A 22,463-nucleotide genomic window follows, 5' to 3' on the forward strand; every position below is an offset into this window, starting at 1 on the left:
GGCGGGCGGCGGCGACGGGCTGCGCTGGCGGCGCGCCTCGCGGCTGCCGCTGCCGGTGGGGCTCGTGCCCCGGCCCCTCGCCGCCGACCAGAGCAACAGCGCCGTCGCCTACGGCGACCGGCTGCTGCTCAAGCTGTACCGGCGGCCCGAACCGGGACCACACCTGGAGGCCGAGACGCTGCGCGCCCTCACCGAGGCCCGGTGCCCGCGTACGCCCGGCCTGCACGGCACCCTGCACGACGACGCCACCGGGCTCGTGCTCGGTATCGTCGAGGACTTCCTGCCGGTCGCGGCGGACGGCTGGAAGGCCGCGGTGCGCCAGGTCGCCGACTGCGTCGACGGCACCTGCCCGACCGTCCCGGCGACCGGCGGGTTCACCAGCCGCGCCCGCACGCTGGGCCGGGCCGTCGCCGAGGTGCACACCGCGCTCGCCGACGCGTTCGGGCGGCAGCGGGCCGACGCGGACGACATCGCGCAGGACGCCGCCCTGATGACCCAGCGGCTCAAACTCGCGGCCGAGGAGGTTCCGGCGCTCGACCGCCACCGGACCCGGCTCGCCGCCCTCTACGACCAGTACGCGCGGGCCGCCACCCGCGGCTGCCCACTCTTCGTCCAGCGCGTCCACGGCGACCTGCACCTGGGGCAGGCGCTGCCCACCGACGACGGCTGGCACCTCATCGACTTCGAGGGCGAACCGGCCCGCGCCGCCGCCGAACGCGCCGCCCCGCAACCGGTGCTGCGCGACGTCGCGGGCATGCTCCGCTCCTTCGACTACGCCGCCCGGGCCGGGCTGCGCGAGCTGGACGAGCGCCACCCGGACGCCGGCCCCGCCGACCGGCTGCGCCGCAGCCGCCGCGCCCACGCCTGGACGGTCCGCAACCGCCGCGCGTTCATGGACGGTTACGCCGAGGCCGACGGCACCGACCCGCACTGCCATCCGCTGCACCTGCGCGCCTTCGAGGCCGACAAGGCGGTCTACGAGGCGGTGTACGAGGCCCGGCACCGACCGGACTGGCTGCCGATCCCGCTGGCGGCACTGCACCGCATCGCGCGTGCCTGAGCCCGGCGCCCGAGCCGACCCGCTCGCCCCGCCCGCCCGAGAGGACCAGACCTTGCCCGCGACCGCCACCACCGCCGTCACCGGCCTCCACGACGCCGACCTGGACCGGATCCTCGCCGGTGCCCACCACGACCCGCACGGCCTGCTCGGCGCCCACCGCACCGGCGACGGCCGCACCGTGGTGCGCGCGCTCAAGCCCCTGGCCCACTCGGTCGTGGCGGTGCGGGACACCGGCGAGCGCGCCGAACTCGTCCACCAGCGCGACGGGTTGTTCGCCGGAACGCTGCCCGGCGAGGGCCCGTACCACTTCCTCGTCGACTACGGCGACGGCCGCGCGCTGCTCCACCACGACGGCTACCGCTTCCCGCCCACCCTCGGCGAGATCGACCTGCACCTGATCTCCGAGGGCCGCCACGAGCTGCTGTGGCGGGTGCTCGGCTCCCATGTGCGCACGCTCGACGGCGTCACCGGCACCTCGTTCGCCGTCTGGGCGCCCAACGCCCAAGGGGTCCGCGTCATGGGTGACTTCAACGGCTGGGACGGCGTCGCCCACCCCCTGCGCTCGCTCGGGTCGAGCGGGGTGTGGGAGCTGTTCGTGCCGGGCGTCGCCGCGGGCACCCGCTACAAGTACGAGATCCACACCCGCGACGGCCGTCTCCTCCAGAAGGCCGACCCGCTGGCCCGCGCCACCGAACCGCCGCCCGCCACGGCGTCCGTCGTCCACGTGTCGACGTACGACTGGCGCGACGCCCGGTGGATGGCGCGCCGGGGCGGCGAGGACTGCCACGCCCGCCCGATGTCGGTGTACGAGGTGCACCTGCCCTCCTGGCGTCCCGGCCTGACCTACCGGGAGCTCGCCGACGAGCTGCCCGCCTACGTCGCCCGGCTCGGCTTCACGCACATCGAGCTGATGCCGGTCATGGAGCACCCGTTCGGCGGGTCCTGGGGCTATCAGGTCACCGGCTTCTACGCGCCGACGGCCCGGCTCGGCGATCCCGACGATCTGCGGTGCCTCGTCGACGCGTTCCACGCCGCCGGAATCGGTGTGATTCTCGACTGGGTTCCGGCGCATTTCCCGAAAGACGACTTTGCACTCTCGCAATTCGACGGCGAACCGCTTTACGAACCGTCGGATCCGCGACGCGCTCATCATCCGGACTGGGGGACGCTCGAATTCGACCACGGTCGGCGAGAGGTGCGGAACTTTCTCGTGGCGAGCGCCGTGTACTGGTGCACGGAATTCCACGTGGACGCGCTGCGCGTCGATGCCGTCGCCTCGCTCCTGTACCTCGACTACTCCCGCCCGCCGGGCGGCTGGAGCCCCAATGAGCACGGCGGACACGAGAACCTGGACGCCGTGGCGTTCCTCCAGGAACTCACCGACACGGTCCGCCGCACCGCCCCCGGAGCCCTGACCATCGCCGAGGAGTCCACGTCCTGGCCGGGTGTGACCCGGCCCACCTACGAGGTCGGCGAGGACGGTTTCGGCGGGCTCGGGTTCGACCTCAAGTGGAACCTCGGCTGGATGCACGACACACTGCGCTACCTGGCCCGGGAGCCCGTCCACCGGGCCTGGCACCAGGACGACATCACGTTCGCAATGGTCTACGCGTACAGCGAGCACTTTCTGCTGCCGCTCTCCCACGACGAAGTCGTACACGGCAAAGGGGCGTTGGTGGCCAAGAGCCCGGGGGACTGGTGGCAGCGGCGGGCCACTCTGCGGGCGCTGTACGCCTTCATGTGGTCCCATCCCGGCAAGCAACTGATCTTCATGGGCCAGGAGTTCGGGCAGGGCGACGAGTTCGACCACGACGCCGGCCCCCAGTGGTGGGTGCTCGACGATGACTGGCCCGCCCACGCCGACCACCGGGGCATCCGCCGCCTGGTCCGCGACCTCAACCGCCGCTACCTGGCCACCCCGGCGCTGTGGCAGCTGGACGCCGACCCGGCCGGGTTCGCCTGGATCGACGCCTCGCACGCGGAGGCCAACGTGGTGTCGTTCGTCCGCCGGGACGCGGACGGCCGCCCCCTCGTGGTCGTGGCCAACTTCTCCCCCGTGGTCCGCACCGGCTACCGCGTCGGACTGCCCGGCGCCGCACGTCGCTGGCGCGAGGTCCTCAACACCGACGCGGCGGAGTACGGCGGCGGCGGTGTGTGCGCCCCGGGGCCGATCAGGGCCGAGCCGACGGCCTGGCACGGCCACGACCGCAGCGCGGCCCTCACGCTGCCGCCGCTCGGCGTGGTGTGGCTGCACCCCGTCGGCGAGGAAGCCGAGGAGCCCGTACGAGACAAGAACGAGTACGAGTGCGAGTGCGAGGACGAGGGCGAGGAGGACGACGATGCCTGAACCGGCCGGCACACCGGGAACCGACCTCTACGACCGACTGGTGACCGCGCGCGACATCCGCGGCCGGTACCGCGACGAGCTCGACCCCGGGCTCGCCTACCGGGTGGGGGCCGCCTTCACCGAACTCACCGGCGCCGACGCGGTCGCGGTCGCCCACGACATGCGGGAGTCCTCGCCCCGTCTGGCCGACGCGCTCGCCCAGGGTGTCCTGGACCAGGGCGCGGACGTCGTCGACGCGGGCCTCGGCTCGACCGACTACCTGCACTACGTCTCCGGACGCATGGGCATCCCTGGCGCCATGGTCACGGCGGGCTGCGCCCCGGCGCCGTACAACGGCATCCGGCTGTGCCGCAGGGGCGCCGTCGCCGTGGCCGAGGGCACCGGCCTCGACGTGCTGCGCCGCAGACTGCGCGAGCCGCGCCCCGCCCTCACCGACCGCCCGGGTTCGGTCCTGCCCGCCCGGGACCTCGACGGCTACGCGGAGCACCTGCGTGCGCTGGTCGACCTGACGGACATCCGTCCCCTCAAGGTCGTCGTGGACGCGGGCAACGGGATGGCAGGTCTGACCGCGCCGCTCGTCCTCGACCACCCCTCGGTCGAGCTGGTGCCGCTCCACCTCGACCTGGACGGTACGTTTCCCCACCGGCCGGCCGATCCGCGCGCGCCGGACGCCTTGGCCGGGCTGCGCGAGCGCGTACAGGAGTCGGGCGCCGACCTCGGACTCGCCTTCGACGGGGACGGGGACGGCTGCGTGGCCGTCGACGAACGGGGGCACCCGGTGCCCCCGGGCGCGGTGATCGCCCTGGTGGCCGGGCGCGAACTGGCCCGCCGCCCCGGCGCGGCCGTCGTCCACGACCTCATCACGCCGACGCCGGCGATCGAGGCGATCAAGGAGGCGGGCGGCATTCCGGTGCGGTCCAGGACGGGACCGGAGGCGATCAAGTCGCTGATGGCCGAGCAGGACGCGGCCTTCGGCGGCGCGCACTGCGGCCGCTGCTACTTCCGCGACTTCTGGTACGCCGACACCGGCATGCTCACCGCTCTCCACCTCCTGGCCGAGCTGGGCGGCTCGGGCCGGGAGTTGTCGGAGCTGGTGGCGCGGCACGACCGGTACGTGTCGTCGGGAGCGGTGGACGTCCCGGTGCCGGACGCGGCCGCGGCGCTGCGCCGCGTGGCCCACCACTTCGCGTCACGCGGCGCGGAGCTGGACCATCTCGACGGAGTCTCCGGAGAGTTCACCGACGGCACGTGGTTCAACGTCCGGACGTGCGACACGCGCGACCCGTCGCCCGCCGCCGCTGTGCGGGTGCACGTGGAGGCGGGGACGGTCGCGGCGATGGAGCGGCTGCGGGACGGGGTGGTGGGGGTGGTCAGCGCTGGTCGGTGAGGGCGGCCTCCGGCGTCCGCGTCTTGGCCACGCCGACCGCTGTCAGGGCCATGTCGTAGGCCTTGAGCGCCTCCGAGGGCTCACCGTGGCGGCGCCAGAGGTCGCCAAGATGGCGCCAGGTGTGGGCGGAGTCCAGGGAGGGCTGAAGATGGCGGAGCTGGCGGGCGGCGGCGTGGAGGTGCTGGGTGGCGTCTTCCGGGATGCCGCGGAGGAAGCAGATCTCGGCGAGGTACGTCCGTGCCAGGGCGGACAGCACCCTGGAGTCGGCACCGACCAGCCCCAGCGCACGTTCGGCGTGGGCGGCTGCCGCGTCCCAGTGGCCGAGCTGCTTCTGGGCGTCGGCGAGCTTGATCTCGCAGCGGGACAGGTCGTCCGCGTTGCCGACCTCGACCAAGGACTGCTGGGCGGACTCCAGTATCTCCAGGGCGCGGGCAGGCTCAGGGGGATCCGTTTCGAGCAGCAGGGAGCCGCAGTTCAACTTGAGGATGCCGATGTGCCGGGCGTTGTCGCCCTCGGACATCATGGCGAGGGCCCGCTCGGTCAGAGCGATCGCCTCGCTCGTGCGGCCACGTGAGCTGGCGACCAGGCCCGCGTTCCAGTACACGGCGCCTCGGGCCCCGTAGGACCCCTGGGCCTCGGCCGCGGGCAGGAGGCGCTCGCCGAGCAGCTGCGCCCGGGTGAGGTCGCCCCGCATGTGGTACGAGCCCATGAGCGTGACGCCGAGCTGGACGTGGTCCATCGTCGTGTCGAGGCCCAGGGCGTCGAGTTGTGCCACCGCGCGTTCGCCGATGTCGATGCTGAGCGCGATGTCGCCGGCGTTGCGATAACAACGGCACAGGGCGACCGTGACGCGGCACCAGTCGTCGGAGCCGACGACGATTGCGGGGTCTCGGGACAGATCGTCCAGGATGGGGATGGCCGCTTCGAGACGGTCCGTGTTCTCCAGCGCGGTCGCCTGGCCGATGCGTGCCCGCAGGATGGTCGAAGGATCCAGTGACGCCTGCTCGGTGAGGAGCTCACCGAAGGCCTGCAGGGCCTCGCCGTTGTCGCCGTTGCGCAGTGCTATCTCCGCGAAGGCCAGCTTCAGCCGGGCCGCCTCGGCGGGGTGGTCGTCCCGCCCGGTTCGCAGGTAGGTGGTGGAGGTGCCCAGTTTCTCGGCGATGGCGGCGAGCACGGGGGGCGACGGTACGCGCTTGCCCGACTCGATCAAGGAGATGTAACTCGTCGACGCCTCTGCGGAGGCGAGGTCCTGCTGCTTGAGCCCGTGCTGGATCCGGAGAGCTCTGATGCGACTTCCGAGGTCCCCTTCTTGTGCAGTCCGGGTGTGCTCCATGGGGGACTCCTTTCGGAGTGCATGACAGACCATGTGACAACGCAAAGTTAGCACCATGACACCAGGAGGCCAAGGCTCTCCGGTGGCACTGCGTTAAGTCGGCGCGCTGCGTCGACTTACTCTCGCCGGTCAGGGCGCTTTATCAATTTATTACTTGACTGATTGAGTCACTCGAATTTGACTCAATCTGTCAACCGGCCTCGAGGGTCGACACAGTGGGGGATGGATATGAGGAAGAGCCTGATGGTGTTCCTCCTATTTTTGATGATTGGGGGAGCGACTGCTTTCGGCTGGATCTTGGCGTCGGCCGGGCCCGGCGCGGGAACGGTGAAGCAGGAGGCGGGGACAAATGGCACGTGTTGCTGACCGCGGGGCGATTCCCCGCGTCGACCTCCTCACCCGCGAGTACCCGCCCGAAATCTACGGCGGCGCCGGGGTTCACGCGACCGAGCTGACCCGCAGTCTGCGGCGGCTCACGGACGTAAGGGTGCGCTGTCTGGGGGAGCCCAGACAGGACAAGGACGTCACGGCCTACCGGACGCCCGACGAACTCGCCGGCACCGAACCGGCGTTGGGGTTCCTCGGAGCGGACCTGGCCATGGCGGGTGACTGTGCCGGTGCGGGAGTCGTGCACAGCCACACCTGGTACGCCAACATGGCCGGCCACCTCGCGCGCACGCTGCACGGGGCGGCCCACGTCATGACCCTGCACAGCCTGGAACCGCTCCGCCCGTGGAAGGCCGAGCAGTTGGGAGGCGGCTATGCGCTGTCGAGCTGGATGGAGCGCACGGCGGTCACCTCGGCCGACCAGGTCATCGCCGTGTCTGCGGCGATGCGGGAGGACGTTCTGCGGGTCTATCCACAGGTCGCGCCGGACCGCGTGCGGGTGATCCACAACGGGATCGACCCGGACGCCTACCGGCCCGACCCGTCGACCGAGGCGCTGCGCCGCCTCGGGATCGACCCGAACCGGCCGTACGTGCTCTTCGTCGGCCGCGTCACCCGCCAGAAGGGGCTGCCGCATCTGCTGCGGGCGGCGTTCGGGCTGCGGCCCGACGCGCAGCTCGTACTCTGCTGCGGTCGGCCGGACACGCCCGAGATCGCCGCCGAGGTGGCGGGTCTCGTCGAGGAACTGCGCAGCGTGCGCGAGGGGGTGTTCCGTATCGACGGAATGCTCGACACCGTCTGCGTGCGCCAACTGCTCACGCACGCGGCCGTGTTCGTCTGCCCGTCGGTGTACGAGCCGATGGGCATCGTGAACCTGGAGGCGATGGCGTGCGGCACGCCTGTCGTGGCCTCGGCCGTCGGGGGCATCCCCGAGGTCGTCGCGGACGGCGAGACGGGCACGCTCGTCGGCTTCGAGGCGGTCGCCGACGCGACCGGCGAGCCGGCCGAGCCGGAGATGTTCGCCGCCGGGCTCGGCGCGGCGATCGGCGAGTTGCTCGACGATCCGGGGCTCGCCGAGAAGTACGGCGCCGCCGGACGCGATCGGGCCGAGGCCCACTTCTCCTGGGACCGCGCGGCCGAGCGCACCATGGAGGTGTACGCCGACGCCGTGGCGGCGCGCTGAGTGATCGGCGCGAGGCCGCGTCAGTGTGCGCCGGGACGCCCCCTCCAGGCCGGACGGCCCGGAGGGGGCGTTGCGTCGTCCGGGTACGGGAAGTGACAGGAGGCGCCGGTCGGACCGTTCGGTCCGGGGGCCTCGTGCTCGCACAACCTCTTTTGTTCCGACGGGAGTTCGCGGTAGGCCCCGCACTGGGCGCGGAACCCGCAGCCGGTCGTCGTGTCGCAGCCCGACAGGGGGGCGAGCGGCGCGGCGAGAGGCCGCCGGGCGCCCGGATCGGGCCGCGGCACGGACCACAGGAGCGTGCGGGTGTACGGATGCCGGGGGCGCGTGAGGAGGGTGTCCGTGGGCCCCGACTCGACCGTACGACCCCCGTGCATCACCACCACCCGGTCCGCGATCTGCCGTACCACCGTCAGGTCGTGCGAGACCACGAGGCAGGCGGGGCCGTCCGGTGCTGACGTGAGGCGGCGCAGGAGGTCGAGGACGCCCGCCTGTACGGACACGTCGAGCGCGGAGACCGGTTCGTCGAGCAGCAGCAGCTCGGGACGGACCGCGAGCGCGCGGGCGAGGGCGATGCGCTGCTGTTGGCCGCCCGAGAACTCGTGCGGGTAGCGGTCCGCGGCCTCCCCGCCCAGCTCCACCTCGGCCAGCAACTCCGGCGTCCGCGCGGCGATCTCGGCGCGCGGCACACGCTGCGCCTGAAGCGGTTCGGCGAGGATCGCGCCGATCTTCATCCGCGGGTCCAGGGTGGTGGCCGGGTCCTGCAGCACGATCTGGACCCGGCCGCGCAGCCGGTGCGCCTCGGCGCGGGTGAGCTTGGCCGTGTCCCGGCCCAGCACCTCGATGCGGCCCGCCTCGGGCGCGGTGAGCGCGATGATCCGGTCGAGCGTCGTGGACTTGCCCGCCCCGGACTCGCCCACCAGCGCGACGGTCTCGCCCGCCGCCACGGTCAGGTCGACGTGCCGCACCGCGCGCAGTCGCCCGCCCCGGCGGGTGCGGTGAGTGGCGGCGAGACCGGTCACGCGGAGGGCGGGGGCGGCCCCGGCGGTGGCCCGTGGGCGGGCCGCGGGCGGCGGACCGACGGGGAAGAGCCCACCGCCCCCCGCGCCCTCGCCCGCGCCGGGGTACAGACACGCCGCGAGGTGCTCCGCACTCGCCCCCGCGGCCGCCCTCGCCCGCTCCGCCGCGCGTGCAGCCGGCCGCCCCGGCCCTCGCTCCGGTTGCGTCACCGCGGCCAACGCCGGATCCGTCACCCGGCACTCCGGCCGCGACACCGGGCACCGGGGCGCGAACGCGCAGCCTGTTCCCGCCTTTCCGGGGGCGGGCTGTGTGCCGGGCACGCGGGAAAGGGCGTGCGCCGCGTCCACGCGGGGGGCCGCGCTCAGCAGGCCGGCCGTGTACGGCATCCGGGGGCGGGCGAACAGCTCCCGCGCCGGGGCCGTCTCCACGATGCGGCCCGCGTACATGACCGCCACCCGGTCCGCCGTCTGTGCCACCACGCCCAGGTCGTGGCTGACCAGGAGCAGCGCCGCCCCGGTCGTCTCCCGCGCGTCCCCCAGCGCCGCGAGTACCCGGGCCTGCACCGTCACGTCGAGGGAGCTGGTGGGTTCGTCGGCGACGATGACATCCGGGCGGTTGGCGACCGCCATCGCGATCATCGCGCGCCGACGCAGACCTCCGGAGAGCTGGTGCGGAAAGGAGAGCGCCACCCGTTCCGGTTCCGGGACACCCGTGTCCGACAGGAGTGTGATCGCACGGGCTCGCGCCGCCCTCCGCGACGGTCGCGGACGCTCGTGGACGCGCAGCGCCTCGCCGATCTGGTCGCCGATCCGGTGCACCGGGGTGAACGCCGCCGACGGGTCCTGGAAGACCATGGCGATCCGGTCGCCGCGCAGGCGGGCCAGTTCGCGGGCGGGCAGGCCCACCAGCTCCGTGCCGAGCAGCCGTACCGATCCGCGCAACCGTGCCCCGGGCGGCGTCAGGCCGAGCGCGGCGAGCGCGGTCAGCGTCTTGCCCGCGCCGGACTCGCCGACCAGGCCGAGGACTTCGCCTCGGCGCAGCGTCAGGTCTACGCCGCGTACTGCCTCCGCCTCCTCGCCCTCCGCCCGGCCCGCGCCGACCACCACGCGCAGACCGCGGATGTCGAGGGCCGGGGCCTGGTCCGTACCGTCGCTCACCTCCGTACCGCCGCCCACGCCGCCACCGGGTCGAGCCGCGTGCGCAGCGCCTCGCCGACCAGGTTCACGGCGAGTACGAAGCACAGCAGCATGCCGGTCGGGAAGAAGAACATCCACGGGTACGTGAGCGCCACCTCCGCGCTGTCCGCCATCAGCGTGCCGAGCGACACGTCCGGCGGCTGCACCCCGAAGCCGACGAACGACAGACCGGCCTCGGCGACCACCGCGGCCGCCGCCGCGATCGTCGCGTGGGTGATGAGGAACGGGGCCAGGTGCGGCAGCAGATGACCACGCACGATCCGCAGCGGACGCACCCCCATGTGCCGCGCCGCCCTCACGTAGGGCCGCTCCCGCAGCGACCTCGCCATGGCCCGTACCGCGCGCGCCGTGACCATCCAGCCGAGCGCCGCGATCGCCGCAGCGTACGCGGGCCAGCCCGCGTTCCGCAGCCGCGACGCGACCACTACAAGGACCAGGAACCCGGGGACGACCAGGAGCAGATCCACCAGGAAGGTCAGGGCGTGGTCCGTCCAGCCGCCGAAGTAGCCCGCGCAGGTGCCCACCAGCGCGGCCAGCGCGGTGGTCGCCGCCGAAACGCTCACGCTGATCAACAGCGACTTCTGCAGTCCGCGCGCCGTCTGCGCGAACACGTCCTGCCCGATCCGGTTGGTGCCGAACCAGTGCCTGGCACCGGGCCCGGCGCTCAGCGCCGTGTAGTCGATGTCCGTGGGCGAGTGCGGTGACAGGTGCGGGCCCACGAACGCGTACAGGCACAGCAGGGCGATCAGCGCGAGGCCGAGGCGCGCCGCCGCCGGCCGTCCCGCGGCCCACGCGCGCACCCCGCTCATCCGCGCACCCGTGGGTCGAGTGCGAACAGGAGCAGGTCGGAGAGGAGCCCGGCGAGCAGGACCGTCACCGCCGCGAACAGGGTCACGGCGACGACGGAGTTGACGTCGCCGCGCTGGGCCGCCTCCAAGAACCAGCTGCCCATCCCGGGCCATCCGAAGATCTGCTCCGCGAAGACCGACCCGGTGAACAGGGTCAGGAAGCCGAAGGAGAGGAAGGCCGTCAGGGGAACCAGCGAGACGCGCAGTCCGTGCCGCAGCAGCGCGCGGCCGGGCGTCAGGCCCTTGGCCTGCGCGGTGAGCAGATGGCCGGCGGCCAGGACGTCGAGGGTCGCGGCGCGCTGGTAGCGGCTGTAGGCGGCCACCAGGCCGAGCGCGACCGTGGCGGTGGGCAGCGTCAAGTGAACCGCCCTGTCACCGAGCCGGGAGAGGAGGCCGCCGGTCGCGCCGGGGGTGGACTCGCCGGTGTAGCGGATCACCGTGTGGCCCACGCTGTTGTTGAAGCAGAGCGCACCGTCCTTGAGGAGCAGCGCGAGCACGAACGTCGGCAGGGACAGGATCAGGAAGGACAGAAGCGTCATCGCCCGGTCGGGCACGCGGTCCTTGCGCACCGCCGCCCACACCCCCGCCAGTACCCCGAGGCCGGTCCCCACCACCGTTCCGACGAGCAGCAGCCGCGCCGACACACCGATCCGCCGCCCGAACTCCGCGTTCACCGACTCTCCGTCGAGCGTGCGTCCGAGATCGCCGTGGGCCGCCCGCCACGCCCAGTGGGTGAACCGTTCGGCCACGGGCGTGCGGTCGTCCAGGCCGAGGGCGGCGAGTTCGTGGTCGACCGCGACGGTCGGCGGACGTGGTGTGCGGTCCTCGAAGTACGCGCGCGGGCTCAGGGCCGCGGTGGCGACCGCGTACGACACGAGGGCCGAGGCGAGAAGGAGCAGCAGGCTGCGAGCGAGCCGCCGCAGCACGCGGCCGGCCATGTCCCTCCCCGTGGCTGGATGTCTTGGCTGGGTTGCAGAGGTGTCACTCGGCGATGCTAGTTTCAACTCCCGTGCGAAATTGAGCAGTTCGAGTCATTCGCGACCGGTTCTGGAGGCTCGTGTGGGTCGGGCAAGGAAAGTCGGGGCGTTCGTCCTGGCCGTGATCACGCTGCCCCTCGCCGGATGCGCGGATTCCGGTGGCGCCCCGCACCCGGCGCGGGCGGCTTCCGTCACCGGCTCCGAGGACATCGGCGCTGAACCCGTCGGCCGGCTCAGGGACGGCGGCACCCTCACCCTCTCGAACCCTCTGTGGCCCACCCAGCTCAACTTCCTGCAGGTCGACGGGTCCACCGTGGCCGCCTCCCAATTGGTGAGCCTGGTCGAGCCCAGTCTCTTCCTGCGCGACGCCCGCGGCACGCCCGAGCCCGACCCCGACTACCTGGTCTCGGCCGAGGTCACCAGGACGTCGCCGCAGACCGTCGTCTACCGCTTCAACCCCCGTGCCCGCTGGTCCGACGGGAAGCCCATCGGCGTACGGGACTTCGTCGCCCAGTGGCGGGCCCTGGGACGCGGCGACGACCGCTACCACGTCGCCGACACCGCGGGGTACGACCGGATAGCCTCGGTCGGCGCGGGGGCCTCCGCCCACGAGGTGAAGGTCGTCTTCCGGACCCCCTACGCCGACTGGCGACGGCTGTTCACCCCGCTGTATCCGGCCTCCGCGATCGACACCCCCGAGAAGTTCAACAAAGGCTGGGTCGACCGTGTGCCGGTCACCGCCGGGCCGTTCACCGTCGGCTCGCTCGACCGCACCTCCGAGACCGCCGTCGTCCGGCGTGACTCCCACTGGTGGGGGCGCGAGCCCCGGCTCTCCAAGGTGATCGTGCGGACGCTGACGCCCGACGCCGCGCTCCAGGCATACCGCAACGGTGAGATCGACTCCGTCAACGCGGCAAACGCCGAGGACTACGCCCGGCTCAGGGACGCCAAGAACAGCGAGATACGTACCGGATCGTCCTGGGACGAGGTGCACATCGCGCTCAACGGCGCCCACGGGCCGCTCGCCGACCTCGCCGTCCGACAGGCCGTCCAGCACGCCGTGAACCGCAAGGCGCTCGCCGCCGTCGCGGGCAAGGGGCTGCCGGTCACCGTGCCGCTGCTCGGCAACCACATCTTCATGACCAACCAGCCCGGATACGTCGACCACTCCAAGCCCTGGGGCGACTACGACCCCGACGCGGCACGCCGCCTCCTCGACAAGGCCGGCTGGACGGCGCACGGTTCCGCAGGGGCGCGGACCAGGAACGGCGCCCGGCTGCGACTGCGCTTCGTCGTCAGCTCCGGCACCAACCAGCTCGGCCTCGACCTGGCGCAACTGCTCCAGCAGATGCTCGGCCAGGTCGGGATCGCGGTCGACATCGCGAAGGTGCCCGCCGACGACTACTTCTCGAAGTATCTGGGCCGGGGCGACTTCGATCTCGCCATGTTCCGCTTCGAGGGGCTGACCCATCCCAGCGATGTCGTCGCCATCTACCGGAAGACGCACGGCGACGAGACCTACCTCAACTACGGCCGCGTCTGCGACACCACCGTCGACCACCTGCTGAGCGAGGCCTCCGGCACTCTCGACCGCAAGCGCGCCACCGCGCTGTACAACGAGGCCGACGCCGAGATCTGGCGCATCGGCCACGACATCGAGCTCTACCAGCGCCCCCAGGTCCTCGCCGTCCGGGCCGGCCTGGCCAACTACGGCGTTCCGGGCCTGGGCGACATCGACTGGACGAAGGTCGGCTGGAAGAAGTGACGCGCCCGCCCGGGAGGGAGATCCGGGCGGACGCGTCGGCCGGGCGATCCTGACCGCGCTCAGACCGCGACACCCGCCCCCGCGAGTACCTTCGGCTCGCTCGGCACGGCGGCGCGCAGCGCGTCGAAGCCGAGCGCCGCAGACGCCAGCGTGACGTGGTGATGCCAGCCGCGGAACGAGCGGCCTTCGAAGTCACCGAGGCCGAAGTCGTCGTGCAGGCGTCGCATCGCCTCGTCCGCCAGCGAGCGCAGCCGGGACAGGGGGAACGCCTCCGCGAGCCGCCGTGCGGGCAGGTTCGTCAGCCAGTACGCACGCGGCTCCGGCCGCCCGAACGGCCAGTCCACGACGAGGTGGCGCGGGGTCGGCCGGTGCGCCGCCGCGACCGGGCCGCCCGAACCGTCCGGGCACAGCAGCGCGGGCGTGGACAGGAACTGCGAACGGTACCGCCGCTCGGTGAGCCGGTCGTGCCAGCCCACCGGCGTCCGCTCGGTGCGCCGCGCGACGTGCGCGGCGAGGTCGGCGACGGTGCCACGCACCACGGGCAGCGCCGAATGCGGGCGCGGCATGGTGACCGGTGTGCGCGGCGAGACCTCCACGAGGTAGCCGAGGCCACGCGCCTCCAGGCCGAGCAGCAGCGGATCGGTCTCGCTCTCGTGGCGCCAGTCGGCGAGCACGGGGCGCGGGTCGAGCAGCCACTCCTCCGTCATCTCGTCCAGTGCCTCAAGGACGTACTGCCAGCGCGGCCTGGAGTGCTCGTGCTCGGGCACGTGCGCGCCCTCGCGCCGTTGCTCGTCATGGTCCCAGCGGGGCGGCAGCAGCAGCCGCCAGTTGACCGGCAGCCCCCCGCCCGAGCCCACCAGCGACACGGCACAGGCCAGCTGGCAGTTGACGGTGCGCTCCTGCGACGGCGCGAACTGGCGGGCCACGCCCACCGAACGGTCGCCGTTCTTCACGAACACGGCCTCGTCCACCGACCAGGCGTCGATGTCGAAGCACGCCGTCAGCCAGCGGGCCGTCTGCCGCCGCACGGGCCCGCACTCCCACGGGCTCTGGTGCACGAACTGCTGGAGCTGCTGCACCGCCGGACGGCCGAGCACGTGCTCGGAGATCCGGGTCGGTGTCTTGCGGCCCGGCACGTCGAGCAGGCCGCGCACATACACCTCGCCCCATCGCCGCTGGTCGCAGCGGGTGAGCTCGCGGAACAGGTCCTGGCAGTACGCCGGGAAGGAGAGAGGAGCCGTAGCAGACACAGTGCCCCCGGGAAGGAACGGATCAGGAACGGACGACCGGCGTCTGGGGTCAGTCATGGGTGCACTCGTCCCCGCCCTCCAGAACGAAGGCATCGGTGGCGAGCAGCGCGTCGGCGACATCGGGCAGCGCACATCCCACGATGACGAAGTCCACGTGGAGGCCGGCCTTGGTGCGCTGGAAGAGCAGTTCGTTGATGGCGGGCCGGCACATCGCGGTGAGCTCGCACAGGTGGAACTCGACCCGTTGCGGCCCGGCCGCCATGACCTCGGACAGGATGCGGCGGAACTTCGTCAGCTCCGCGCTGTCGATGACACCGTCGCAGCGGACATGGGCGGTCTCGCCGTCGAACTCGGTGCGTATCCGCAGCCGCAGTCGAGCCGGTTCCAGCTCGACCCGCACCCGCACCGGCTCGGAGCCCTCCGGCAGGCGTACGGTGAGCTGCTTGGCGTCGAAGTGGTGGTGCTCACGCCCGTCCACCCATACCCGGGCGAGTTCCACCGAACCGGGCGGCAGCAGGTCGGGCGCCACTCGCAGGGTGCGGTCGGGCAGGTCGTCCGGGCGCGGCCGGAAGTGCAGGGTCAGCGAGTCGTTGCTGATGAGCAGGCCGGTGTAGACGGCGGCCAGGTAGCACAGTTCCAGCGCGTGGTACCCGGCCATGGCGTGGCTGCCCTTGAGCCGCTCGGTGCCGAGCAGGTACGGGACGCCGGTGGCCAGCACGTTGAAGTACACGCCGCCGTCGTCGTAGTCGAGGAAGAAGGCGTTGTAGAACGAGGCGGCCTCGCGGGCGTGGCGCAGGTGCTGCGGATCCTTGCCGGTGCCGGCCAGGATCAGATAGGCGAGGATCGCCTGCTCCTGCTGCCACCACGCCTTGCGGTCGTGCCACACCATGCGGTGCAGGCCGCTGTCCGGGTCGGGGGTCCGCTCCACCACGTCGTACCAGCCGCCGCGCAGCCGGTCGCTGCCCACGTCGGGCATGCGCGCGCCGATCTCCTCGGCCACCTGCCCGTACGCCTCCTTGTCCACCAGGGACTTGATGCGGGTGAGGTTCCAGGCGATCTTCAGGTTGTGGCCGACCACGGCGCGGTCCTGCTGCCAGCCCCAGGTGCGGTCCGGGGACCAGTCGGCGTGGAAGCGCTCCTGGACGAAGGGGCTGTCCGAGTCGTCGGGGAAGCGGGCGGTGATGGTGTCGGCGGTCTCCTCCAACAGCCGCGCGAAGTCCTCGCGGCCGGTGGCCAGGTAGGCGTTGATCAGGTAGGCGGGGGCGTGGTCGCCGATCGAGTTCCAGTTCTTGCGGGACCGGTTGGGGCCCAGCGCGTCGGCGTCCGGCGCGAGCGTGATCGGGTCGAGGTGCGAGAAGAACCCGCCGTGCTCGGGGTCGCGGAAGTACCGCTCGAACAGGGCGACCGTGCGGTCGATGTCGTCGAGGATGCGCGGGTCGCCGGTGATCCGGTAGGTCTGGGTGGGGCCGGCGAGCGCGTAGATCTGCTCGTACATCGGGATCGCGTCGAAGTCGTCGCCGAACTCGGAGGCGAACACCTTGCGCTGCCCGGCGGGGCCGACGTCGATGCCGTGGTACCAGTAGACGATCCCGTCCTGCACGTCGTCGACTCTCATGTGCTCGCGCAGATACTCGGTGCCCGACTCGGCGGCCTCGAGGAAACGGTCCTCCCCGGTCAGCAGGTAGGCCGAGGACAGGCCGAAGACGAGCCGCGAGATGGTGTCGGTCTCCTGGCGCACGTCGGCGCCGTCGAAGTCCGGCAGGTGGGTGCCGTGCAGGGTCAGCTGGGTGCGGAAGACCTGCCAGTCGTACTTCCCGTCGGGGAAGTGGCCGCGCAGGTAGAAGTCGGCGACGGCGGCGGCCTGCTGGACCCACCAGGCGGGGTGCTCGAAGACGTAGGAGCCGCGGTGCTCCTCGGGGAAGGTGATCTCCTTCGCCTCGAACCGCTCGCCGCCCTCCCACGTGTAGCAGATGCCGTACGCGAACAGGTAGCGGCCCTCGGCGAGCATGTCGAGCGTGGCGCCCGTGGTGTCCCGGTAGGGGTCGCCCAGGTTGCGCACGATGCGGGAGGTCACGTTCGGCGGCAGGTGGACCGTGAACTCGCGGTCGTCGGAGGTGCGCAGGCCGAAGCGGCGAAGACCGGGACTGAAGTGGGTGACGTAGCCCGCGAGGGTGTCGGAGAACGTGCGACGTTCGGTGGAAACACTCATCGGGGGTTGCCCTTCTCGTCAGGCAGGGCCGCGAGCAGCACGACGCTGCGGCCGTGGGCGTGGAAGGTGTGGTCGTCGATCGGCTCTTCCTGTCCGGCGGGGAGGATGTCGTACGGGCCGGCGTGCGCGGTGTCGAGGACCCGGTGCCAGCTGTGGCCGGCGATGCGCGGCAGCTCGAAGTCCAGGCCCAGGTGGTACATGTTGAGGATCAGGTGCAGGTCGGGATCGCCGTCGAACCCGCCGAGCGTGCAGGCCAGGACACGGGCGTTGGTGTCCTCCCAGCCGGGGCGCTCCAGGCGCGTGCCGTGCCAGGTGATGTCGGGCTGCTGCCGCGTGTTGAGGTGCCCGCTGTAGAAGCGGGGCGTACGGAAGGTGTGGTAGCGGCGGCGCAGGGCGATCAGGCGCCGGGTGAACTCGAAGGTCTCCTCCTCCTTCTCCGCCTGGTCCCAGTCGAGCCAGGACGTCTGGTTGTCCTGGCAGTAGGCGTTGTTGTTGCCGCCCTGGCTGTTGCGGAACTCGTCACCGGCCAGCAGCATCGGCACGCCCCGGCTGAGCATCAGGACGGAGAGCAGGTTCTTGATCTGCCGGATGCGAAGGCGTTCCACCTCGTGGTCGTCGGTGGGGCCCTCGACGCCGCAGTTCCAGCTGAAGTTCTCGCCCGCCCCGTCGGAGTCTGCCTCGCCGTTGGCGTGGTTGTGCTTGTGGTCGTAGCTGACCAGGTCGTTGAGGGTGAAGCCGTCGTGGCAGGTGATGAAGTTGATGCTGTTGGTGGGCAGTTCGTTCTGCGGCCCGAACAGGTCCTCGGAGCCGCCGAACCGTTTGGCGAGATCGCCGACCACCCCGGCGTCGCCGCGCACGAACCGTCGCACGTCGTCGCGGAACGGCCCGTTCCACTGTGCCCAGCGCTTTCCGGGGAAGTGGCCGACCTGGTAGAGGCCGCCGCCGTCCCACGGCTCGGCGATGATCTTCGTCTCGGCGAGCGTCTTGGACAGCTCGATCGCCCACAGCACCGGCGGCACGGCCATCTCGTACCCCTGGTCGCCGCGCGAGAGCTCCGAGGCCAGGTCGAAGCGGAAGCCGTCGACGTGGTGCTCGGTGACCCAGTACTCCAGGCACTCGACGATGAACTTGGCGACGAAGGGGTGGTTGGCGTTGACCGCGTTGCCGCAGCCGGTGAAGTCCATGTAGTGGCTGCGGTCCTGCGGCCACAGGTGGTAGTACGCCTCGTTGGCCTGGCCGCGGAAGCTGATGGTCGGGCCGAACTCGTTGCCCTCACTGGTGTGGTTGAAGACGACGTCGAGGATGACCTCGATGCCGGCCCGGTGGAATGCCTTCACCATGTCCCTGAACTCGGCGATGTGCGTGTTCAGGTGAGGCGAGGTGCAGTAGCCCGTGTGCGGGGCGAAGAAGCCGTACGGGTCGTAGCCCCAGTAGTTGTGCAGCGGTTCGCCGTCCGGGCTCTTGCGCAGCACCTGCGTCTCGTCGAAGTCGAAGACCGGCAGCAGCTCCACGGCGGTGACGCCGAGCCGCTTGAGGTGCGGGATCTTCTCGACGACCGCGGAGAACGTGCCGGGGCTCGCCGTCCGCGCGGTCGGGGACGCGGTGAGGCCGCGCACGTGCATCTCGTAGATGATCGTGTCCCGCATGGGCGTGCGCAGCGGTTCGTCGCCCTCCCAGTCGTAGTCGTCCAGGTCGACGACGAGGCTGCGCATGCACGTCTCGACGTTGTCGTCGCGGCCGATGGCGAGCGTGCGGTTCCAGCGGGAGTTGATGTTGGCGCGGGCGTACGGGTCGATCAGCACCTTGCGGGCGTCGAAGCGGCTGCCCGACTTGCTGGTGTCGTTCGGGCCGTCCATCCGGTAGGCGTAGACCTGCCCGGCGCCGATGTCCGCCACGTGGCAGTGCCAGAAGTGGAAGCTGCGGTGCCGGTCCGGGTGGAGCGGCACGGTGTGGGCGGGGCGCGGGTCGTCGCACTTGTCGAAGAGCAGCAGGTCCACGCGGGTCGCGTGCTCCGAGAAGACGGAGAAGTTGACCCCGCCGTCGACGACGGTGGAACCGAGCGGCTGAGGACGTCCCGCGGAGATCCGCGGCGCTTGGCTCATGGTGGTCTCCGGTCTCGCGAAGAGGTGGTGTGGGGGGCGGTGGGCGCCATTTCAGGCCAGGGCGCGCACGGGGGCGGGGCCCGGGGCCGGGGCCAAGGCGAGGGCCTGGGGCGGCACGTCGGCGCTGAGCCCGCCGAACAAGCCCTCCCAGTCCTCGGGAGGAGCACCGGCGCCGCCGCGCATCTCGAAGGTCAGACCCTGGGCGGAGGGGCAGTACAGGGCCTGCACGCAGGCTTCGGCCACGTCCTGGAGCGCCACATAGCCGTCGCGGCGGTCGCCCTGCTCCAGCAGGACACGGCCGTCGTCGGCGAGCTCGGTGCGGTCGGTGAGCCAGCCGGGGCGGACGATCGTGTACGGCAGTCCGGAGGCGCGCACGGCGTTCTCCCCGGCGAGCCGCCAGTCGAGCATCCGGCCGTAGGCGTTCATCGGGTGCTCGCTGTGCGTCACATGGCGCTGGCTGACCAGGACGAACTGGGCGGGCATCGGGTCGTCGGGGCGCAGCAGCGCGTCGAGGGTGTTGATCACCCCGGCGTGCAGGGTGCTCTGCGGGCTGTCGGGCCCGGTCGTGTCTGTGCCGGACTCGACGGTGTAGACGACCGCGGAGCAGCCGTGCAGCGGAGTGAGCAGGGAGGCGGGATCACGGACGTCGCCGAGGAAGAACTGGGCGCGGGGCGGCAGATGACGTCGGGCGCGCTCGGCGCTGCGGCCGATGACGCGCACCGACTCGCCGCGGTCGAGGAGCTTGCGGGTGACGATCCGGCCGACCCGGCCGGTGCCGCCGATGACGGCGATGGCAGTGTTCACTTCGGTCTCCAAGTGCCAGATGCGGGGCGAAGGACGGTGCGGGTCAGACCCACCGCAGGACGTCGTCGGAGCTGGCGAGCTGGGTGCCGCTCGGCACCCCTCGGACGGCCGGGACCTGGAGCCGCGGGTAGACGCTGACGCCGGACAGACGGGTCCCGGACCACAGCCGGGCGCCGTCGCCCACCGCGGTCAGGTCCTCCAGGCGGACGGGCGCGCGGAGCTCGGACTCCACCTGGACCATCGGTCCGACGTAGGAGTCGCTGATGTGCGCGTACGGCCCGATGACCGAGGAGTCGCCGAGCACACTGCCCTCGACCTGCGCGCCCTCGTGCAGGTCGACGCCGTCGCCGACGTCCGTGGAGCGCAGCCGGACCCCGGCGCCGATCTCCACGTGGCGGCCGATGCGCACGCCAGGACCGATGGCGACGCTGCCGTCGGCGATCTTCTGGGCGAGGGTGGTGCCGGTGACGTGGTCCTTGGAGCGCAGGCTCGACTCGTGGATCCAGTAGCGCGGGTCCGCGCTGAGCGGGGCGCCGAGCGCCCGGTCCAGGTACGGGTAGCGGCCGTCGAGCGCGTCGCCCAGGGTCTGGAGGTAGTCGTGGATGTTGCCGAGGTCGCCGAGGCGCGCGATGGGCTCGACGGTCACGGGGTGGCCGAGGCCGACCAGGCGCGGCAGCAGATCGTGCCCCCAGTCGAGGCGCTGGTGGGCGAGGCGGATGAGTTCGGGCGTGCGCGCGGCCAGGCGGAGGCGGGCGCAGTCGATGAGGTACATCCCGGCGTTGGTGGCCAGGGTGTTCGGGCCGCACGGTTGGGTGATCTCGGGGAACTCCCTCCTGATCGCGCCGAGTTCGGGCTTTTCGAGGAAGCCGCAGACCAAATGCTGCGGGGTGGTGCGCATGACGCCGTACTTGCCGGCGATCTCCTCCGGGGTGCGTTCCACGGCGGCGACGGTGACCACCGCGTCGGTGTCGCGCTGGGCGGCACGCAGTCTGTCGAGTGAGAAGTCGAAGAGGGAGTCGACGGGCAACACCAGTGCGGTGCCCGTCAGATTCCACTGTTCGAGGTTGTGCAGGGTGGCCGCGCCGGAGCCCACGTTGTACGGGTCGAAGCGTGCGCGCGAGTAGTCGATCTCCACTCCGTAGCGCTCGCCGTGGCCCAGGACCAGTTTGATCTGGCTCCGGTTCTCCACGCCCTGCGCCACTACGTAGAAGCGGCGTATCCCCTGGTCACGGCAGGCCTCCACGATCCACTCGATGAGCGGCCGGCCGGCGAACGGGATCAGTGCCTTGCTGCGGATGTAGTCGGCGGACTGCAGGGTGATGGGCTTCGCCCGCTCCCCGCGCCCCCCGGCCAGGATGATGCCGACAGTGCTTTCGTCCCCCATCGCTGTCTCGCCCTCCAGGCTGACGTTTCGACGCGACTGATTCAACAACGTATGTCATATCGAGTCAAGTTACTTGTAAAGTCCGCAGGTTGACGGGTGACCCGAGGCGGCCGAAAGTCGCGTCGTCATTGACGCCTGCGACCGGCACCGTGTGAAGTACCGGAATATTCGGCCGCGTTGACGGGGGTGAAGCTGTGGGCGACGAGGTGTTCTGCGAGGAGCCGCTTCCTGGGAAGCCGCTCGATGGGAAGTCGCTTGACGAGGGTCTGAATCCTGAGGAGCTGCCGCGCGGAGTGGTGCCGATCCGGCTGCCCTCGGGCGCGGTGGTGGCCGCCCGGATCACATCGACCGACGAGTACCAGGACGTCGGGGCCGGGGCGCGGGCGGCCGCCAAACTGGAACAGCTGGGCGACCTGATCGCCGACGTCGGCGGCACGGTCCTCGACGCGGCGGCGGCCGTCGCCCCCGACGAGGCCGGCGTCAGCTTCGGGATCGAGCTGACGGCCAAGTCCGGCAAGGCGCTCGCGATCCTCGCCGCGGGTGAGGACCTCGCCCTGCTCCGCCCGGTCGACGAGCGCCTCGCCGACGAGCACGCGTGCGTCTGGCTCGCCGACTGGCCGGGCCCCCAGCTCGGCGCCACCCACTACGTGGCCCGTTTCCTGCCCGACGAGACCCGCGCCACCTCCGGCGTGTACCGCGAGGGCGTCGACGAGATCCGCGTCCATGACGGCGCCCTGGGACAGCTCCTGGAATCGCAGATCCGGTACGACCCCGGCATCTCCGGCGCAGCCGCGAGGACAACCTCGACTACGCGCGCGCCATGATGCGCACGGTCCGCGAGCAGCTGGAGACGCGGCGCGGGGCCAGCCATCCCGAGACCCTGATGGTCACCACCGACTACGCCATGCTGCTGCGCGACCTCGGCCGGCTCGACGAGGCCCGCGACCTCGCCGAGGACGCGCGAGCGCGGTACGAGGCGCTGCTCGGCGACGCTCACCCGTACCCGGCGGGGCTCCTCGACGACTGCGCCCTGATCCAGCGCTGCCAGGGTGACCACGAAGGCGCCCTGCCGCGCGCCGAGCAGGCCCGTACGCGCATGGAGCGGGCCCTCGGCGCCGGCCACGTGTGGTCCGTCGGCGCCGCGCTCAACAACGCCTCCGCGCGCGCCGCCGCGGGTGACGTGCGGGGGGGGGGCGGCGGCCCTGGGCGAGGAC

At 71.9% G+C, this 22,463-nt stretch carries 16 protein-coding genes; 7 read left to right on the forward strand and 9 right to left on the reverse strand.

Annotated features, from left to right (window positions below; translation table 11 throughout):
- The 3 genes from OFY01_RS02615 to manB form a co-directional block, all read left to right on the forward strand.
- Positions 1-1,060, forward strand: a 1,060-nt coding sequence (locus tag OFY01_RS02615) for a hypothetical protein (RefSeq protein WP_266595889.1), incomplete at its 5' end; no start/stop codon positions are given.
- A complete protein-coding gene (glgB, locus tag OFY01_RS02620; RefSeq protein ID WP_407700267.1) occupies positions 1,053-3,407 on the forward strand; it encodes a 1,4-alpha-glucan branching protein GlgB in 2,355 nt (784 codons plus the stop codon). The genes OFY01_RS02615 and glgB, both read left to right, overlap by 8 nt.
- Positions 3,400-4,794: a phosphohexomutase domain-containing protein gene (manB, locus tag OFY01_RS02625; RefSeq protein ID WP_266595891.1), complete on the forward strand. Its 1,395-nt coding sequence runs from the start codon at positions 3,400-3,402 to the stop codon at positions 4,792-4,794. Before glgB ends, manB begins: the two co-directional genes overlap by 8 nt.
- On the opposite strand, the gene OFY01_RS02630 is transcribed toward manB, so the two are convergent.
- The gene (locus OFY01_RS02630) at positions 4,778-6,127 is read right to left on the reverse strand and encodes a helix-turn-helix domain-containing protein (RefSeq protein ID WP_266595893.1); all 1,350 of its coding nucleotides are present in this window, start codon (positions 6,125-6,127) and stop codon (positions 4,778-4,780) included. The genes manB and OFY01_RS02630 overlap by 17 nt on opposite strands.
- A gap of 349 nt (positions 6,128-6,476) precedes the next feature.
- On the opposite strand from OFY01_RS02630, the gene glgA reads away from it, so the two are divergent.
- Entirely contained in the window at positions 6,477-7,697 is a 1,221-nt protein-coding gene (glgA, locus tag OFY01_RS02635) for a glycogen synthase (protein WP_266595895.1), read from the forward strand.
- A gap of 20 nt (positions 7,698-7,717) precedes the next feature.
- Here the strand turns inward: glgA and OFY01_RS02640 are convergent, their stop codons facing one another.
- From OFY01_RS02640 to OFY01_RS02650, 3 genes are read right to left on the reverse strand one after another with little or no spacing between them, the layout of a single operon-like run.
- Positions 7,718-9,871, reverse strand: coding sequence for a dipeptide ABC transporter ATP-binding protein (locus OFY01_RS02640; RefSeq protein ID WP_266595897.1), 2,154 nt, complete (start codon positions 9,869-9,871; stop codon positions 7,718-7,720).
- Positions 9,868-10,719: an ABC transporter permease gene (locus OFY01_RS02645; protein WP_266595899.1), complete on the reverse strand. Its 852-nt coding sequence runs from the start codon at positions 10,717-10,719 to the stop codon at positions 9,868-9,870. Before OFY01_RS02645 ends, OFY01_RS02640 begins: the two co-directional genes overlap by 4 nt.
- Positions 10,716-11,696 carry an ABC transporter permease gene (locus OFY01_RS02650; protein ID WP_266595901.1) on the reverse strand — a complete coding sequence of 327 codons (981 nt, stop codon included), beginning with the start codon at positions 11,694-11,696 and terminating at the stop codon, positions 10,716-10,718. Before OFY01_RS02650 ends, OFY01_RS02645 begins: the two co-directional genes overlap by 4 nt.
- A 121-nt stretch (positions 11,697-11,817) precedes the next feature.
- Between OFY01_RS02650 and OFY01_RS02655 the strand changes: the two genes are divergently transcribed.
- Positions 11,818-13,500, forward strand: a complete 1,683-nt coding sequence (locus OFY01_RS02655) for an ABC transporter family substrate-binding protein (protein WP_266595903.1) — start codon at positions 11,818-11,820, stop codon at positions 13,498-13,500.
- A 59-nt stretch (positions 13,501-13,559) separates the two neighbouring features.
- Here OFY01_RS02655 and OFY01_RS02660 read toward each other — a convergent pair whose 3' ends face one another.
- From OFY01_RS02660 to OFY01_RS02680, 5 genes are read right to left on the reverse strand one after another with little or no spacing between them, the layout of a single operon-like run.
- Entirely contained in the window at positions 13,560-14,807 is a 1,248-nt protein-coding gene (locus OFY01_RS02660) for an IS701 family transposase (RefSeq protein WP_456115280.1), read from the reverse strand.
- Positions 14,800-16,959 (reverse strand): AGE family epimerase/isomerase, encoded by a 2,160-nt coding sequence (locus tag OFY01_RS02665; RefSeq protein ID WP_266595907.1) that lies wholly within the window; start codon positions 16,957-16,959, stop codon positions 14,800-14,802. The genes OFY01_RS02660 and OFY01_RS02665 overlap by 8 nt, the downstream gene beginning before the upstream one ends.
- Entirely contained in the window at positions 16,956-19,061 is a 2,106-nt protein-coding gene (gene glgX / locus OFY01_RS02670) for a glycogen debranching protein GlgX (protein WP_266595909.1), read from the reverse strand. Before glgX ends, OFY01_RS02665 begins: the two co-directional genes overlap by 4 nt.
- 51 nt (positions 19,062-19,112) lie before the next feature.
- Complete coding sequence (locus OFY01_RS02675) at positions 19,113-19,865, reverse strand: SDR family oxidoreductase (protein ID WP_266595911.1); 753 nt, start codon at positions 19,863-19,865, stop codon at positions 19,113-19,115.
- Positions 19,866-19,908: 43 nt separating this feature from the next.
- Positions 19,909-21,249 (reverse strand): NDP-sugar synthase, encoded by a 1,341-nt coding sequence (locus OFY01_RS02680; RefSeq protein WP_266595912.1) that lies wholly within the window; start codon positions 21,247-21,249, stop codon positions 19,909-19,911.
- A 194-nt stretch (positions 21,250-21,443) separates the two neighbouring features.
- Here OFY01_RS02680 and OFY01_RS02685 point away from each other — a divergent pair, with 194 nt between their 5' ends.
- Together OFY01_RS02685 and OFY01_RS02690 are read left to right on the forward strand one after the other, a co-directional pair.
- Positions 21,444-22,073, forward strand: coding sequence for a CU044_2847 family protein (locus tag OFY01_RS02685; protein ID WP_266595913.1), 630 nt, complete (start codon positions 21,444-21,446; stop codon positions 22,071-22,073).
- The coding region (locus tag OFY01_RS02690; protein WP_266595914.1) for a tetratricopeptide repeat protein at positions 22,070-22,463 on the forward strand (394 nt) is incomplete at its 3' end. The genes OFY01_RS02685 and OFY01_RS02690, both read left to right, overlap by 4 nt.

The organism is Streptomyces beihaiensis (genome assembly GCF_026274175.1).
Taxonomy (GTDB): domain Bacteria; phylum Actinomycetota; class Actinomycetes; order Streptomycetales; family Streptomycetaceae; genus Streptomyces; species Streptomyces beihaiensis.

Bases quoted from the DNA above. Each gene is read 5' to 3' on its own strand.
- manB (WP_266595891.1), top strand. From the start codon at position 3,400: ATGCCTGAACCGGCCGGCACACCGGGAACCGACCTCTACGACCGACTG.
- OFY01_RS02630 (WP_266595893.1), bottom strand. From the start codon at position 6,127: ATGGAGCACACCCGGACTGCACAAGAAGGGGACCTCGGAAGTCGCATC.
- glgA (WP_266595895.1), top strand. From the start codon at position 6,477: ATGGCACGTGTTGCTGACCGCGGGGCGATTCCCCGCGTCGACCTCCTC.
- OFY01_RS02645 (WP_266595899.1), bottom strand. From the start codon at position 10,719: ATGAGCGGGGTGCGCGCGTGGGCCGCGGGACGGCCGGCGGCGGCGCGC.
- OFY01_RS02650 (WP_266595901.1), bottom strand. From the start codon at position 11,696: ATGGCCGGCCGCGTGCTGCGGCGGCTCGCTCGCAGCCTGCTGCTCCTT.
- OFY01_RS02660 (WP_456115280.1), bottom strand. From the start codon at position 14,807: ATGACTGACCCCAGACGCCGGTCGTCCGTTCCTGATCCGTTCCTTCCC.
- OFY01_RS02665 (WP_266595907.1), bottom strand. From the start codon at position 16,959: ATGAGTGTTTCCACCGAACGTCGCACGTTCTCCGACACCCTCGCGGGC.
- glgX (WP_266595909.1), bottom strand. From the start codon at position 19,061: ATGAGCCAAGCGCCGCGGATCTCCGCGGGACGTCCTCAGCCGCTCGGT.
- OFY01_RS02680 (WP_266595912.1), bottom strand. From the start codon at position 21,249: ATGGGGGACGAAAGCACTGTCGGCATCATCCTGGCCGGGGGGCGCGGG.